Annotated in this window: 13 protein-coding genes and 1 riboswitch; of the genes, 4 read left to right on the top strand and 9 right to left on the bottom strand. The window is 73.7% G+C overall.

The annotated features are described in order from the left end of the window. Positions 1–165: 165 nt before the first annotated feature. Positions 166–927 carry a class I SAM-dependent methyltransferase gene (locus ACIOD1_RS14800; protein WP_365618966.1) on the bottom strand — a complete coding sequence of 254 codons (762 nt, stop codon included), beginning with the start codon at positions 925–927 and terminating at the stop codon, positions 166–168. 56 nt (positions 928–983) lie between these two features. Then, positions 984–1,077, top strand: a riboswitch (ZMP/ZTP riboswitch). A gap of 93 nt (positions 1,078–1,170) precedes the next feature. Here ACIOD1_RS14800 and ACIOD1_RS14795 point away from each other — a divergent pair. Beyond that, on the top strand, positions 1,171–2,016 hold the full coding sequence (locus ACIOD1_RS14795) for a bifunctional 5,10-methylenetetrahydrofolate dehydrogenase/5,10-methenyltetrahydrofolate cyclohydrolase (protein WP_365619386.1): 846 nt from the start codon (positions 1,171–1,173) through the stop codon (positions 2,014–2,016). 124 nt (positions 2,017–2,140) lie between these two features. Beyond that, positions 2,141–3,661 (top strand): peptide MFS transporter, encoded by a 1,521-nt coding sequence (locus ACIOD1_RS14790; protein WP_365618963.1) that lies wholly within the window; start codon positions 2,141–2,143, stop codon positions 3,659–3,661. A 40-nt stretch (positions 3,662–3,701) separates the two neighbouring features. On the opposite strand, the gene ACIOD1_RS14785 is transcribed toward ACIOD1_RS14790, so the two are convergent. Together ACIOD1_RS14785 and ACIOD1_RS14780 are read right to left on the bottom strand one after the other, a co-directional pair. Continuing rightward, the gene (locus ACIOD1_RS14785) at positions 3,702–4,964 is read right to left on the bottom strand and encodes an MAB_1171c family putative transporter (RefSeq protein WP_401902501.1); all 1,263 of its coding nucleotides are present in this window, start codon (positions 4,962–4,964) and stop codon (positions 3,702–3,704) included. Continuing rightward, entirely contained in the window at positions 4,961–5,524 is a 564-nt protein-coding gene (locus ACIOD1_RS14780; protein ID WP_365618958.1) for a toxin-antitoxin system, toxin component, read from the bottom strand. The genes ACIOD1_RS14785 and ACIOD1_RS14780 overlap by 4 nt, the downstream gene beginning before the upstream one ends. A gap of 384 nt (positions 5,525–5,908) precedes the next feature. Between ACIOD1_RS14780 and ACIOD1_RS14775 the strand changes: the two genes are divergently transcribed. Then, positions 5,909–6,334, top strand: a complete 426-nt coding sequence (locus ACIOD1_RS14775; RefSeq protein ID WP_365618955.1) for a hypothetical protein — start codon at positions 5,909–5,911, stop codon at positions 6,332–6,334. Here the strand turns inward: ACIOD1_RS14775 and ACIOD1_RS14770 are convergent. Next, positions 6,320–7,162 carry a helix-turn-helix transcriptional regulator gene (locus ACIOD1_RS14770; RefSeq protein WP_365618952.1) on the bottom strand — a complete coding sequence of 281 codons (843 nt, stop codon included), beginning with the start codon at positions 7,160–7,162 and terminating at the stop codon, positions 6,320–6,322. The two genes, ACIOD1_RS14775 and ACIOD1_RS14770, sit on opposite strands and share 15 nt — an antisense overlap. A gap of 108 nt (positions 7,163–7,270) precedes the next feature. On the opposite strand from ACIOD1_RS14770, the gene ACIOD1_RS14765 reads away from it, so the two are divergent. Continuing rightward, positions 7,271–7,576 (top strand): 4a-hydroxytetrahydrobiopterin dehydratase, encoded by a 306-nt coding sequence (locus ACIOD1_RS14765; RefSeq protein ID WP_401902498.1) that lies wholly within the window; start codon positions 7,271–7,273, stop codon positions 7,574–7,576. Positions 7,577–7,776: 200 nt separating this feature from the next. On the opposite strand, the gene ACIOD1_RS14760 is transcribed toward ACIOD1_RS14765, so the two are convergent. The 5 genes from ACIOD1_RS14760 to ACIOD1_RS14740 all read right to left on the bottom strand — a co-directional run bounded on the left by ACIOD1_RS14760 (position 7,777) and on the right by ACIOD1_RS14740 (position 14,085). Next, positions 7,777–8,220, bottom strand: coding sequence for an RICIN domain-containing protein (locus tag ACIOD1_RS14760; RefSeq protein WP_365618946.1), 444 nt, complete (start codon positions 8,218–8,220; stop codon positions 7,777–7,779). A 7-nt stretch (positions 8,221–8,227) separates the two neighbouring features. Further along, positions 8,228–9,070 carry an aldo/keto reductase gene (locus ACIOD1_RS14755; RefSeq protein ID WP_365618943.1) on the bottom strand — a complete coding sequence of 281 codons (843 nt, stop codon included), beginning with the start codon at positions 9,068–9,070 and terminating at the stop codon, positions 8,228–8,230. 137 nt (positions 9,071–9,207) lie between these two features. Continuing rightward, positions 9,208–9,978, bottom strand: coding sequence for an ABC transporter ATP-binding protein (locus tag ACIOD1_RS14750; protein WP_401902496.1), 771 nt, complete (start codon positions 9,976–9,978; stop codon positions 9,208–9,210). Beyond that, positions 9,975–12,803, bottom strand: a complete 2,829-nt coding sequence (locus tag ACIOD1_RS14745; RefSeq protein ID WP_401902494.1) for an ATP-binding cassette domain-containing protein — start codon at positions 12,801–12,803, stop codon at positions 9,975–9,977. Before ACIOD1_RS14745 ends, ACIOD1_RS14750 begins: the two co-directional genes overlap by 4 nt. A 10-nt stretch (positions 12,804–12,813) precedes the next feature. Beyond that, complete coding sequence (locus ACIOD1_RS14740) at positions 12,814–14,085, bottom strand: ABC transporter substrate-binding protein (RefSeq protein ID WP_401902491.1); 1,272 nt, start codon at positions 14,083–14,085, stop codon at positions 12,814–12,816. Positions 14,086–14,175: the final 90 nt, after the last annotated feature.

Below are 14,175 nucleotides of genomic sequence, written 5' to 3'. Positions count from 1 at the left end.
AGGGGGGTCTGTATTCCGGGCCGCGCGAGGACACCTGTCGGTTCATCGCATGCCCGAGTCGATTCGTTACGCGCTGAATTGAGTGACCTGCGCCACGCTGTGGCCGCGCAACCGATCCGGCGTGGATCCGTCCGCTCCGGAGTCGCACTTTTCGCCGTCGTTCCGTCAGTCCGTTTTGCGGGCTTCGATGAGGAAACGGGCGGTGTGTGCGACGAACGGGCCCTCGCGCTCGATCCGTTCGTGGAGCTCGCGCAGCCGGTCCCGGTACTGCCCGACCGTGAAGCCGGGCACCATCCAGATCACCTTCCTCAGAAAGTAGATCACGGCTCCGATGTCATGGAACTCCGTCCTCAGTCGTTCGGAGCGCAGATCGACCACTTCGAGGCCGGCCTCGCCGGCCTCCGCGACCGCGTCGTCGGGGTGGCGGCCACGCCTCACCTCCTCGGGTTGCGGGCCGAGGAAGTACTCGACCAGTTCGAAAACGCTCGCCGGACCGACCTGCTGGGAGAGGTACGTGCCGCCCGGAGCCAGCACGCGGGCGATCTCCTCCCACCAGACGGTCACCGGGTGCCGGCTGGTGACGAGCTCGAAGGCCCCGTCGCCGAAGGGCAGCGGAGGCTCGTCGGCGTCCGCGACCACGACCGCGCCCAGCGGGTGCAGCAACCGGGTCGCCTTCGCCACGTTGGGCGGCCAGGACTCGGTGGCCACCATCAGCGGGGGCAGCGAAGCGGCCCCGGCGAGGACCTCGCCCCCGCCCGTCTGGACGTCCAGCGCGGAACGGACCCGCGCCAGCCGCTCGGCCATCAGCCGCTGGTAGCCCCAGGAGGGACGTTGTTCCGTGGCCCTGCCGTCGAGCCAGGAGAAGTCCCAACCGTCCACGGAGACGGAATCGGCCTCGGCGACGAGATGGTCGAAAGTGCGCGTCATCCTTCGATCGTCCCAGGCCTCGCCCCCGTCAACCACCTGATAAGTCGATTACACTCGGGGCGGGCCGTGACTGGCGTTCGGGTGGATCACCACCGGGGAGCGGCCCGGCGCGGAAGACCGCGCCGACTGCCGCGCGCCTGGGCGAACCGCGATCCGCAGCGACGTTCAGGAGACCCCGTGACGACTGCCCAGACCGTTCAGAGCGCCCAGACCGCCACGCCGGCCGGGGGCACCGCCCGGCTGATGGACGGCACCGCGCTGGCCCGCACCATTGCCGAGCGGACCGCCGCCTCCGCGGCGAAGATCACCGAGCGCACCGGCACCGCCCCCTGCCTCGCCACCGTCCTGGTCGGCGAGGACCCCGCGTCCGTCACGTACGTACGCATGAAGCAGAACCGCTGCGCCAAGGCCGGGATCACCTCGCGCCACGTCGAGCTGCCCGCCGAGACCACCACCGAGCAGCTCGTCGCCGCGCTCACCGCCCTCTCCGAGGACCCGGAGATCAGCGGCATCCTGCTCCAGCACCCCGTCCCGCACCACATCGACGAGCGCGCCGCCTTCGAGGCCATCGCCCCGGGCAAGGACGTCGACGGGGTCACCATGCACTCCTTCGCCGCCATGGGCTTCGGCCTGCCCGGCTTCGTCTCCTGCACCCCCGGCGGCATCATGCGCCTGCTGGAGGCCTACGACGTCGACCTCACCGGCAAGCACGCCGTCGTCGTCGGCCGCAGCGCGATCCTCGGCAAGCCCGCCGGGATGCTCCTGCTGGAGCGCAACGCCACCGTCACCTACTGCCACTCCCGCACCGTCGACCTCCCCTCGATCGTGCGCCAGGCGGACGTGCTGGTCGCCGCCGTCGGCAAGGCCGAGTTCATCCGCGGCGAGGACATCAAGCCCGGCGCCGTGGTCCTGGACGCCGGGTACAACGAGGGCAACGTCGGCGACGTCCACTTCGAGTCGGCCGCCGCCGTCGCCTCCCTGATCACCCCGGTCCCCGGTGGTGTCGGCCCCATGACCATCGCCGTCCTGCTGGAGCAGACCGTGGCCGCGGCCGCCGCCCAGGCCGGTCTGGACCTCGCGGACCTCTGACCCGCCGCGCACGGCTCCCCGTACGACCAACGCCCCGGGCCCTACGGTCCGGGGCGTCGCGCGCGGCGCCCGAGGGGCCGAAAGACCGATCCCGCGCGGCGCACCCCGGGGCTGCACTGAAGAGGTGAACCCACCCAAGGACACGCAGACGCCCGGCACGGGGAGCGGGCGGCGCCACCCCCGCGGACTCGCCACCCTCGTCCTCGCCGAGCTGTGGGAGCGCTTCAGCCTCTACGGGATGGTCGCCATCCTCGTGCACTTCCTCGCCGCCTCCCGCGGCCACGGCGGCATGGGCCTCCACGAGGGCACGGCCGAGGCCGTGGAGGGCGTCTACATGGCCATGATCTCCCTGCTCGCGCTGCCCGGCGGCTGGATCGCCGACCGCTTCCTCGGCGCCCGCAGGGCCGTCCTGTGGGGCGGCGTGGTCATCATGGCGGGCCACGTCCTGATGGCCTTCCCCGGAGCCGCCTTCGTCTGGCCCGGCCTGGTCCTCATCGTCATCGGCACCGGGCTGCTGAAGCCCAACATCTCCGCCCTGGTCGGACGGCTCTACGCCGCCGACGACGACCAGCGCCGCGACGCCGGCTACTCGATCTTCTACATGGGCATCAACCTGGGCGCCGTCATCGCCCCGCTCGTCGTCGGCTACCTCGGCGAGGAGGTGAACTGGCACCTCGGCTTCGGCGCCGCCGCCGTCGGCATGGCCCTCGGCCTGCTCCAGTACGTCCTCGGCGGGCGCCGCCTCGCCGGGCAGCTGCGCGAGGAGCCCGTGGTGCGGCTGACCCCCGCCGAGCGCCGGCGGCTGCGCCGCACCTCCTCGTACGGCCTGGCCTTCACCGCCTCGCTGATCGGGCTGCTGGTCGCCGCGCACGCCCTGAGCATCGACAACATCACCTTCGTGCTCACCGTCGTCGCCGTGGTCGTCCCCGCCGGGGTGCTGCTGTCCATGTACCGCAGCCCCAAGGTCACCGTCGTGGAGCGGACCCGGCTGCGCGCCTACGTCTGGCTCTTCCTCGCCGCGACCCTGTTCTGGCTGGTCTACGACCAGATGGGCAACGAGCTGAACATGTTCGCCGCGCAGAAGACCGACCTCAGCCTCTTCGGCCTGCACGTCCCGGCCAGTTGGACCCAGTCCCTGCCCTCTCTGTTCGTGATCGTCATGGCCCCCCTCTTCGCGGCGTTCTGGGTCCGTCGGGGCCGCCGGATGAGCACCCCCCTCAAATTCGGCCTGGCCCTGGTCCTCACCGGCGCCTCCTTCCTGGTGATGTCGGGCGCCGCCGCGATCGCCTCCACCGGCGTCAAGGTCTCCCTGATGTGGCTGGTCGGGGTGTACGTGATCCAGGTGATGGGCGAGATGTGCCTGAGCCCGGTGGGCCTGTCGGTCACCACCAAGCTCGCACCGCGCGCGTTCACCAACCAGATGATGGGCGTCTGGTTCCTCGCGGCGGCGACCGGCGACGCCATCGGCGCGCAGTTGCCCCGGCTCGACGCAGTCATCGGGCAGAGCCTGAACTTCCTGTGGCAGGGGGCCCTGGTGCTCGTCGCCGGCGCCGTGATGGTGTTCTTCACCCGCCGCCTCAAGATCCTCACCGGCGAGGCCGCCGAGGCCGGCGCGGACCGCGCGCCGGTTCTGGTCGGCGCCTGAGGCGGTGCGGCGGGTACTCGGGAGGGCGTCCCCCGGCGCCCTACGGAACGCGGCCGGCGGGGGAGGCCGGCTGGGGGGACGGCTCCCCCCGGCGGGCCCGGGCCACGATCGGGGAGGTGTGGAAGGCGTGGGCCAGCGCCTCCAGGGGCTGCCCGTCGAGCCGGTACGGGGCCGGTTCCACGGGGCCGGCGCAGGCGCCCGGACCGGGCCCGTCGGAGGTGGGCCCGGTCCCCGTGGGCCGGGCCGGCGCCGTCCCCGCCGCGTCGGCCGCCGTACGGGCCCGGCAGGCCGCCGCGAGCATGGCGGCGTCCGCCACCACCGAGGCCGCCTCGTCCGTCAGGCCCTGCCCGCGCGCGGCGCCGTACGCCCCGGAACGCACGGCCGGGTCGAACCAGCCGGCCAGCGCCAGCAGCCCGTCGTCGATGACCGACTCGCGGTGGATCAACCGGATCCCCATCGGCGACCACCACGTCAGCGGGACCGTGGTCACACTGCGCGAGGCGAACCCGCGCAGCGCCCGCCACAGCGGACGCAGCCGCCGGTACTGGCTGAAGTCCCGCCAGGTCGCGCTGCCGCCGAGCATCGGCACGATGAACCCCGCCCCCACCAGCAGCGCGGCCCCCGAGGCCAGCGGCGGGGCCACATACGTCGACAGCCCGTCCCAGTCGCGGCCCGACCAACGCGCCCCCACGGCGGCCCACTTCGCGATGCTGTAGCCGATGTCCAGCAGCCCGCCGAGCATCAGCGACGCCAACCCCGTGCGCAGGGCCCGCAGGGCGGGGTCCACGCGCAGCAGCCACTTCAGGGAGAGCAGGAACAGGGCCGCGCTCGCCACCGTGTGCGCGACCAGGTAGCAGACGATCATCTCGCGCAGCCAAGGGGTGTTGGCGTAGTACGTGTCGAGGTCCCGAAGCCGCTCCACCGGCGCGTCCCCCCGGGCGAACAGTAAGACGATCAGCACGCTGAGCGCGCCGAACACCACCACCGTCAGCCGGGTGGCCCGCCGCACGCTCGCCGCCGGCCCCCCGGACCAGTGCAGGATCAGCACGATCGAGGCCCCCGAGAAGGCCGTCAGGGTGCTGTACACCAGCGGGGCGGCGAAGTTCACGACGCCCGTGATCCGGTTGACGGCCGCGATCGACGGCGGCGCCGCCAGCACCGTCAGCACACAGCCGACGCCGAGCAGCGCGCACACCGACCGCATGATCGGCTGGTCCCAGCTCCGGCGCAGCACGGGGGCCTTCAGCAGCAGGGCCAGCACCAGCACCGCCGCGGCCAGGTAGAGGCCCTCACCGTTGCTCACCGGTCCCAGCCCAGCGAGCTCTGGATCCGCTCGATCTCGACGGGGAAGCGTTCCTGCCGGGGCGCCGGCAGGTAGGCCTTGAGGATCTGGCCCAGGTGCAGTCCGAAGGTCTCGGCGCGGACCTCGGCGGGATCCTCGTGGTCGGCGCGGGCGGCGGCCTGCCGGACCACCGAGTCCAGACCGGAGTCCGAGCGCAGGAGCGCGGCGAGTCCGCCGTGCGGGGCCGTCAGCCGGGCCGCCACCGCCATGCCGGGACCGTGGCCGTCGCAGGTGCCCTCGTCCACGTGCCACAACTCGTGGCAGGCGATGACGAGCTGGTGCTCGGGGCGGGTGCGTTCCTCGACGACGATCAGGTCGCGGGCTTCGAGCTGGAGCCAGAGGCCGCTGGCGGTGTCCGGGGGGAAGGCGGCGAAGCGGAAGTCCACCGGGCGTCCGCCGCGCCGGCGCGCGAACGCGGCACAGAGACCGCCGATGACGTCGGCGATGGCGGTCGGCGGGGTGAGGCGGGCGCCGGCCAGCAGTTCGGAGGCGAGGGCGCGCATGGCACGGGAGGTCCTCAACGCACCACCCCCGCGCCGCGCCGCCCGGCCGCCCCCACCGCTCGGCCCCGGGCCGCCGCGGTGCGGTCGGGGAGGGGGGCGGCTCGCACCGGGGGGTTCTCCGTACGTCGACAGGGAGTTCGAGGGCTGCTTTCCCGCGCAGCCTAGCCTCCACCCCCGCCGCGAACCAGCGCATCCCGGCCTTTCTCCCGGGGCTGAACACGCCCCGCCGCGGGCCGCGCCGTGCCCGGCGACGGGCGCCCGCGAACCCGCGGCCGGATTCCGCGCCCGGGCCTTACCCCGCAGGTAATCGACGGGGGCGCGGCGGGCCGGGAGGGTGGGGGCGCCGGGACCCGCCGGGTCCGGCGCCCGTCCCGTTCCACCCTCGACGGAGGCTGATCCGCAATGTCCGCAACCCTGTTCGCCGGTATCGCCCGCACCCCCGACCCCCGGACCGCGCTGCGCCGCTTCCTCGCGCTCGACGCCGTCGTCACCACCTCCAACGGCCTCGCCTACGCGGCCCTCCCCGGTCCGCTCGGCCGGTTCCTCGGCATCGGCGACGGCCTCCTGCTCGGGCTCGGGGTGCTCTTGGTCGTGTACGGAACCGCCGTCGGGCTGCTCGCCTCGCGGAGCCGCCCGCGCGCCCTGCCCGTACGGCTCGTCGTCGCGGTCAACGCCGGCTGGACGGCGCTCGGTCTGATCTCGCTCCCGCTGTGGCTCTCGCCCACCGCCGCCGCACTGGTGTGGATCCCCCTCCAGGCGCTGGTCGTCGGCGGCTTCGCCCTGCTCCAGTGGCTGTCGCTGCGGGCGGCCGGGTCAGGGGCCCAGTGAACGCAGGTACTTGACCGTCGCCGGGTCGGCCGGCAGCAGGGTCTCGATGGCCAGCTCGGCGACCGTCACGTCCATCGGGGTGTTGAAGGTGGAGATGGACGACACGAAGGACAGCAGGTGCCCCTCGTGCTCGATCCGCAACGGCAGCGCGAGGTACGCGACCGGCCCGTCCGCGTCCGCGTCCCCATCGCCCCCCGCGGCCCCGGAGGCGTGCTCCCCACCGGGCCGGTCCGGCAGCGGATAGGCCGCCACCTCGTCGTACAACGCCCGCAGTCCCGTCGAACGGGACAGCGCGATCTGCCGTTCCATCTGGGCCAGCAGGTGCCCGCGCCACTGCCGCAGGTTGCGGATCCGCGGAGCGAGCCCCTCCGGGTGCAGGGTGATCCGCATCGCGTTCAGCGGTGGGGCGAGGAGGTGCTCGGGCAGCCCGTCCAGCAGCATCGCGATGCCCCGGTTCGCCGCCACCACCCCGTAGGTCGCGTCCACGATCAGCGCCGGGTACGGCTCGTAGCCCGTCAGCAACTGCTCCAGGCCCTCCCGCAGGGTGCTCATGGCCGGATCGTCCAACGGGGTGTGCGCGTACCGGGGCGCGTAACCGGCCGCCAGCAGCAGCGCGTTGCGCTCCCGCACCGGCACCTCCAGGTGTCCGGCGAGCCGCAGCACCATCTCCTCGCTGGGTCGCGAACGGCCCGTCTCGACGAAGCTGATGTGCCGGGAGGAGGAACCGGCCCGGTTCGCCAGCTCCAGCTGGCTGATCCCGCGCCGCTCGCGCCAGCCGCGCAGCAGGGCGCCCGCCCCGCTCCCGGGCACGGGGTTCGTGGTCGTCATGGACGCGACGTTAACCCAAGGGCCGCGCCCCGGCGCGCGACCGGCTCGTTCCGGCCCACCCTGTGGCAGTCTTGACCCCCCGTCACGTGCAGCCGGAAGGAGCCGAGCATGGCCAGCGAGCCGCTGTCGCAGAAGGAGATCGAGGACCGGCTGCGGGAACTTCCGGGCTGGTGCTTCGAGGACGACAGGATCCTGCGCACCTACCGGCTCGGAGGCCACCGGGCCGCCGCCGCCCTCGTCGTCCACATCTCCGTCGTCCAGGACGAGTTGAACCACCACTCCGACCTGACCCTCGGCTACGACACGGTCCGCCTGTCGGTCAACAGCCACGACGCCGGCGGCCGGGTGACCGAGAAGGACTTCGCGCTCGCCGAGCGCGTGGCAGCCCTCGCCCCCGCTCACGGAGCGCACTGACGGGTGGCCCAAACCCTGCCGGCCCACGCCGCCGGGGCCGAGGCCCACGACGCCACGGGCGGTGGTCTCCCGCGCGCCGGGGCCGCCGCCGGGGCGGTCCTCCGGGCCCCCCGCGCGCGGACCCCACGTACCGCCCACGGACCTTCGTACGCGACTGACGGGGCCGCGCCCGGGTGTCGCGGCCGGGCGGCAGGCGGGTGTCACACCGGCTCGAGCCTCCACCACTGCTCGGGGGAGTCGGTGTCCTCGCCCTGACGGGCCCGGCCCTCCTCGTCCGCCTCCAGTGCCAGCCCGCTGACGCACGCCACCAGCGACACCACCCCCGGCTCGTCCACGTGCCCCTCGACCAGCCACTCCTGCGCCCCGAAGGCGTTGGGCCGCCACACCTGGACCCGCGCACCGGCCTCCTCGGAGGCGTTCGCCACGTCCAGCCGGCGCCCGTTGTCCTCGCTCACCAGGTGGAAGATCCCGCCACCGCTGTGCACCGGCGAGATCCGCCACCGGCGCGCGCCGGCCGGGGCGGGCGGCCCGTCGGGACCGACCCGCACCCGGGAGGCGCCCTCCAGCTGGAGCACCAGCCCACTGTGCACGTTGCGGATCCGGTACACGCCCTCGGAGAGGCTCCCGCCCCCGGGAAGGTCCACGCCGCCCTCAGACGTCGAAGGAGGCCGGGTCCGGCCCGATCCGGCCGCCGTCCGAGCCCAGTGCGTCCAGGGCCGCCAGGTCGGCGGAGTCCAGCTCGAAGCCGAAGACGTCCAGGTTCTCCCTGATCCGCGCCGGGGTCACCGACTTCGGGATCACGACGTTGCCCAGCTGGAGGTGCCAGCGCAGCACCACTTGGGCGGCGCTGCGCCCGTGCTTCGCGGCGACCTCGGCGACGGCGGGGAGCCCCAGCAGCTCCTTGCCCTGGCCCAGCGGGGACCAGGCCTCGGTGACGATGCCCAGGGAGGAGTGCAGGGCGCGCAGTTCGGCCTGCGGGAAGAGCGGGTGCAGCTCGATCTGGTTCACCGCCGGCACCAGCGGGCTCACGGTGCGCAGCCGCTCCAGGTCGGCGGTGCGGAAGTTGGACACGCCGACGGCCTTCGCGCGACCGCTCGCCGCGATCTCCTCGAAGGTCTTCCAGATGGTCAGGAAGTCCTCGCGCATCGGACGGGGCCAGTGGATCAGGTACAGGTCCAGGTGGTCCAGGCCCAGCTTGTCCAGGGACTCGTCGAAGGCTCGCAGCACCGCGTCGCGGTCCCAGTCCTGCTTCGGGCCGTTCCACAGCTTGGTGGTGACGAACACCTCCTCGCGCGCCAGCCCCGAGGCGGCCACCGCCCGGCCGGTGCCCCGCTCGTTGCCGTAGATCGCCGCCGTGTCGATGCTGCGGTAGCCCGCCTCCAGGGCGGTCCCGACGGCCGACTGGGCCTCGGAGTCCGGGACCTGCCAGACGCCGAAGCCGAGCTGGGGCATGAGCGTGCCGTTGTTGAGCTTGATGCTGGGGACCTGGTTCACGTCTGGTCGTTCCCTCGGGGTCGGTGCGGGGTTGTGGCCCGTGCCACGGCGTACGAGGGGCCACAACCGGCCGCCCGTACGCCGTATTCCCGCCATCCGGGTGGTTGCGGCCCCGGCTCCCGCCCCCCACCGCGAGGTCAGGCCTTCCCCAGGTACGCCTCCCGCACCAGGGGATCCGCCCGCACCTCGGCGGGCGTGCCCTCGGCCAGGACGGTGCCGAGGTCCAGGACGACCACCCGGGCGCAGAGGTCCATCACGAAGGCCACGTTGTGCTCGACCAGCAGCACCGCGCAGCCCTCCTCGTGCGCGAGCCGCCGCACCACCCGGGCCAACTGCTCCCGCTCCGGCGCCGACATCCCCGAAGCGGGCTCGTCCAGCAGCAACACCCTCGGCGGATCCGCCACGGCCCGGGCCAGCTCCACCATCCGCGACCGGCCCACCGGCAGCCCGCCCGCGTACGAGGCCCCCAGCGCGCCGACCCCGCAGTCCTCCAGCACCCGCGCGGCCCGCTCCCGCCGGGTCCGCTCCCTGGCCCGCCGGCCGGGCGCCGCGAGGAGGTCGGCGGCGAGCCCGCCCCCGCCGCCGCGCCACTCCTGGGCGACGAGGACGTTGTCGGCCACCGTCAGCTGCCCGAAGAGCTGTTGGCGCTGGAAGGTCCGGCGCATCCCGTGGCGCGCCCGCCAGACGGGGGAGCGGCGGGTGATGTCGGCCCCGTCCAGGAACAACCGCCCCTCGTCGGGGCGCCGGATCCCGGACAGCACGTCGAACAGGGTCGTCTTCCCGGCCCCGTTCGGCCCGATCAGCCCGCACACCTCCCCGGCGCGGATCCCGAGGCCGACACCGGACAGCGCCCTGACCCCGCCGAACCGGACACCGACCCCGCTCGCCCGGACCACGTACTCGCTCACGGCGCCATCCCCAGGTAGGCCTCGGTCAACCGGTCCGTCTCCACCTCGGCCCCGGGGCCGCACCAGGCGACCCGGCCCTGGGCGAGGTAGGCGACGGTGTCGGCGACCCCGAGGATCTCGGCCGCCTTCTCCTCGACCAGCAGCAGGGCGCAGCCGGCCGTGCGCAGTTCGACGAGCAGCGCGTACACCTCGTCCACGATCCGGGGCGCGAGGCCGAGGGAGGGCTCGTCGGCGATCAGCACGGCCGGCGGGCGCTGGAGCAGCGGGGCCAGCGCCACCATCTGCTGCTCCCCGCCGGACAGGGCGCCGGCGGCCACCGAGCGGCGTTCCGCGAGCCGGGGGAAGCGGTCGTAGACGGCGGCGCGGGCGGCGGGGTCGGTGAGGTGCAGGGCCAGGTTCTCCTCGATGGTGAGGGAGGGGAAGATGCCCCGCCCCTCGGGGGCCAGCAGCACCCCGGCCCGGGAACGGCGCACCGCCCCGTCCCGGGTCGCGTCCCGGCCGTCGACGCGCACCGTCCCGCCCAGGGCCGGCAGCAGCCCGGCGGCGACCCGGCAGGCGGTGCTCTTCCCGGCCCCGTTGGGCCCGAGCACGGCGAGGATCTCCCCGCGCCGGACCGTGAGGTCCACCCCGTGCAGGACCGTGCCCCCGTCGTACCCGGCGCTGACCCCGCGCAACTCCAACGCGACCTCCCCGCGGGCGGGACCCCGCCCACCCGTCGCCGGGGCCCCGGCGACGGGTGGGCGCGTGCCGTGCGTAGGCCTGCGGTCCGTGCGCGTGCCGTCCGTGCGCGCGCCGTCCGTACGTGCGCCGTCCGTGCGTGCGCCGGGCACCCGTGGGTCCGGCCGTCGGGGCTCCTCGGGCGTGGCGGGGTCGAGCCCCGTGCCCGGTCGGGCAGTGCCCGCCGAGACCTTGCGCCGCCCGGCCAGGGCCTTCGCCCAACGCTGCGGGACGGCCGCGCAGTACCCGTCCGGGTCGTTGGCCAGGGCCAGGCCGGCCAGGCCGAACAGGATCACCGGCAGGTGGGCGGAGTCCGTCACGTAGTCCGCCAGCAGGCGCGGGGCCACCGCGAACACCAGCCCCGCGACCACCGCGTAGGCGGGCCTGCGCACCCCGGCGGCGACCACCACCGCCAGCCACACCAGCCCCGTCATCGCGGTGAAGTCCGTCGCCGTGATCCGGGTGTTGTAAGAGGCGTACAGGACGCCGCCGAAGCCGGCCAGCCCGGCCGACAGGGTGAACAACAGCAGCTTCGTGCGCAGGACGGACACCCCGGAGGCCATCGCGGCGGCCGGCGCCGAGCGCACGGCCAGCATCGCCCGCCCCGAGGGGGAGTTCCGCAGCGCGCTCAGCCCGGCCGCGACCAGCGCGACCACCACCAGGAGCGCCACCCCCAGCGCCCGGTCGTCGGAGAGGTCCAGCGGCCCCATCACCGGCCGGGGCACCGCCCAGCCCGCGTCCCCGCCGCGCAGCCAGCGCATCTGGAACAGCACCTGGTCGGCGAGGAAGGCCAGCGCCAGCGTGGCCAGGGCCAACGAGCGCCCGCCGAGCCGCAGCGCGGGCAGCGCGACCAGCGCCCCCAACGCGGCGGCGACGCAGGTCCCCACCGCGAGGGCCGCCACGAAGGGCCAGCCCCGGCTCATCAGCAGCCCCGCCACCAGGGCCGCGCCGGTCACGAAGGTGGCCTGCGCCAGGGACACCATCGCCCCGAGCCCGGTCACCACGGTGAAGGACATGAACACCAGGCCGACGGCCAGTCCCTGCGCGAGCAGTCCGCTCCAGAACGGGGTGGTGACCGTGTAGAACGCCGTGCCCAGCAGGACGGCGGCCACCGCCCACGGCCCCCAACGCCGCCCCCACGGGGCGCCGGCCAGATGGTCGGGCGGGGGAGCGTCCACGGCCGTGACCCCCGCCGCCCGGGCCCGCCGGGTCAGCACCAGCAGCCCGCCGAACAGGATCAGGAACGGCACCGCCGTCCTGAACCCGGTGATCGACTCGGCGAACGAGGCGTAGCCGGCGACCAGGTTCTGCACCACCCCGAGCCCCAGCCCGCCCGCGAAGGCGAGCGGCACCGAGGCGAAGCGCCCGATCACCGCGGCCGTCGCCGACACGAACAGGAACAGGGTGAAGTCGTGCGCGGACAGCCCCAGCAGCGGGGTCGCCAGGACCCCGGCGAGCCCGGCGAGGGCGGAGGCGATCATCCACGCGATCGAGGACAGCCGGTCGGCGCTGATCCCGCGCAGCTCGGTCAGCGAACGGTTGTCCACGGCGGCCCGCAGCCTCAGCCCCAGCCGGGTGTGGCGCAGCAGCACCCACAGGGCGACGGCCACCACGGCCGTCACCCCCCAGGTGATCAGCTGGTCGGAGTCCACCCCGACCCCGTCCACGAGCTGCCAGGACTTCGCGGGGCTGGGCCCCACCCCCGGCAGCCCGAACTGGTTCTCCGCCGGTCGGACCGGCGCTCCCGCGTCGGCGAGCAGCTGGACGACCCAGAGTCCGGCGGCGGGGAGCGCGACCAGCAGGCCGATGGTCGCGACGATCTGCGCGGTCTCCCCGACCCGCGCGAGCCGTCGGAACATCATCCGGTCCAGCGCCCAGCCGAGCCCCGGCGCGAGGACGCACACCACCAGCAGCGCGGCCGGGACGGCGGGCCAGGCCAGGCCCGAGTGCAGCTCGTAGAAGACGAGGGCGCACAGGTAGGCGGTGGCCCCGTGCGCGAAGTTGAACAGCCCGGAGGCCGAGTACGACAGCACCAAGCCGGTGGCCAGCAGTGCGTACAGGGCCCCGGAGACCAGTCCGCTCAGGACGAGGACGAGCAGTTCTCCCATGCCGCTGCCCCTACTTGAAGGGGATGGGTTCGTGGCACTTGAACGGTACGGAGACCTCGTACGTCCCGTTCTTCAGCTGGACCAGGGCCCCGCAGCCGAAGCTGTCCTTCTGCCCCTTGGGTTCGGCGCGGTCGCCGACCAGGGTGTCGGTGTCGGAGAAGCTCTGGGCGGCGTTCTGGAAGTGGGCCAGGGTGAGGTCCTTGCCGGCCTTCTGCGCGATCGACAGGAAGAGGTCGGCCGACATGTACCCGGTCAGCATGTGCATGTTCAGCGGTACGTCCTGGCCGCCCGAGGCGGCCTTGATGTCGGCCTTGAACCGCGTCATCTTCGGGTCGTTCGACTCGAAGGGCTCGAACTGGAGCAGCACGTGCACCCCGTCCAGGGCCTGCTTGGTGGCCTCCTTGGCGAGCAGCCCCGGGTCGTAGTCGGTCGGGTCGGTCAACACGCCCTTGTAGCCGCCGCGCTTGAGCGCGGTGAACAGGCCGATGTTGTTCGGGGTCTGCATCACCGAGACGACGGCGTCGGGGGCCTTGCCGTCGGTGCCCGCGAGGAGTTCCTTGACGTAGGGGGACCAGTCGCTGGGTACGGCGGTGGCGGGCACCGAGGCCTTGGCGTAGGAGACCTTGAACCCGGCGCTGGTGAAGCCCTGCTCGAAGGTCCGGATGCCGAACTTCCCCGCGTCGCTGTCATTGGCGATGATCGCCACCGACTTGCCCGCGGCCCCGCCGAGCACCTGGGCGATGCCCTCGGGCCAGGTCTGGTTGAGGGTGCCGCCGGGGCTGGGGACCAGGCAGCCGTTGAAGCCGTAGATGTACCGGGGGCCGCAGAAGGAGGGGAGCGTGCCCCAGCCGAAGGTCGGGACCTTCTCCTGCTCCAGGAAGTCCGCCCCGGTGAAGGTGACCGAGCTCATCGGGGCCACGGCGAACACCTTGTCCTGCTGGACCAGTTTGCGGGCGGCCGCCAGGTTCTTCCCCGGGTCCTGGCCGTCGTCCTCGGCGCCGATGTAGTCGATCCTGCGTCCGTTGACGCCGCCCTCGGCGTTGGCTCTCATGTAGCGCGCCTTGGCCCCGAGGTCGGTGTCCTTCTTGCTGTAGCCGGCGGCGCTGGTCATCGAGACGATGCCGCCGACCTTGATGGAGTCGGCGCTCACCCCGCGCGTGACGGCGCCGCCGCCCTCCCCGATCCCACCCGGCCCGTCCGCTTTCGGGGTGGCGGAGTTGCAGGCGGAGACGAGGGCGAGTGCGGCCGCTGCGGCGGCCAGGGCGCGGACAGGTCGGGACATGACGGGGATCCCCTCCGGTAGGAATCCCCGCATTCTGTGCGTGACCTGACGTACCGTCAATATCAATGACCAAGTAAAATGACGGACCGT

It is taken from the genome of Streptomyces sp. NPDC088097 (assembly GCF_044741845.1).
Classification (GTDB): domain Bacteria; phylum Actinomycetota; class Actinomycetes; order Streptomycetales; family Streptomycetaceae; genus Streptomyces.
Note: the sequence above shows the minus strand (reverse complement) of the source record. Positions and strands in the feature narration are given on the sequence as shown.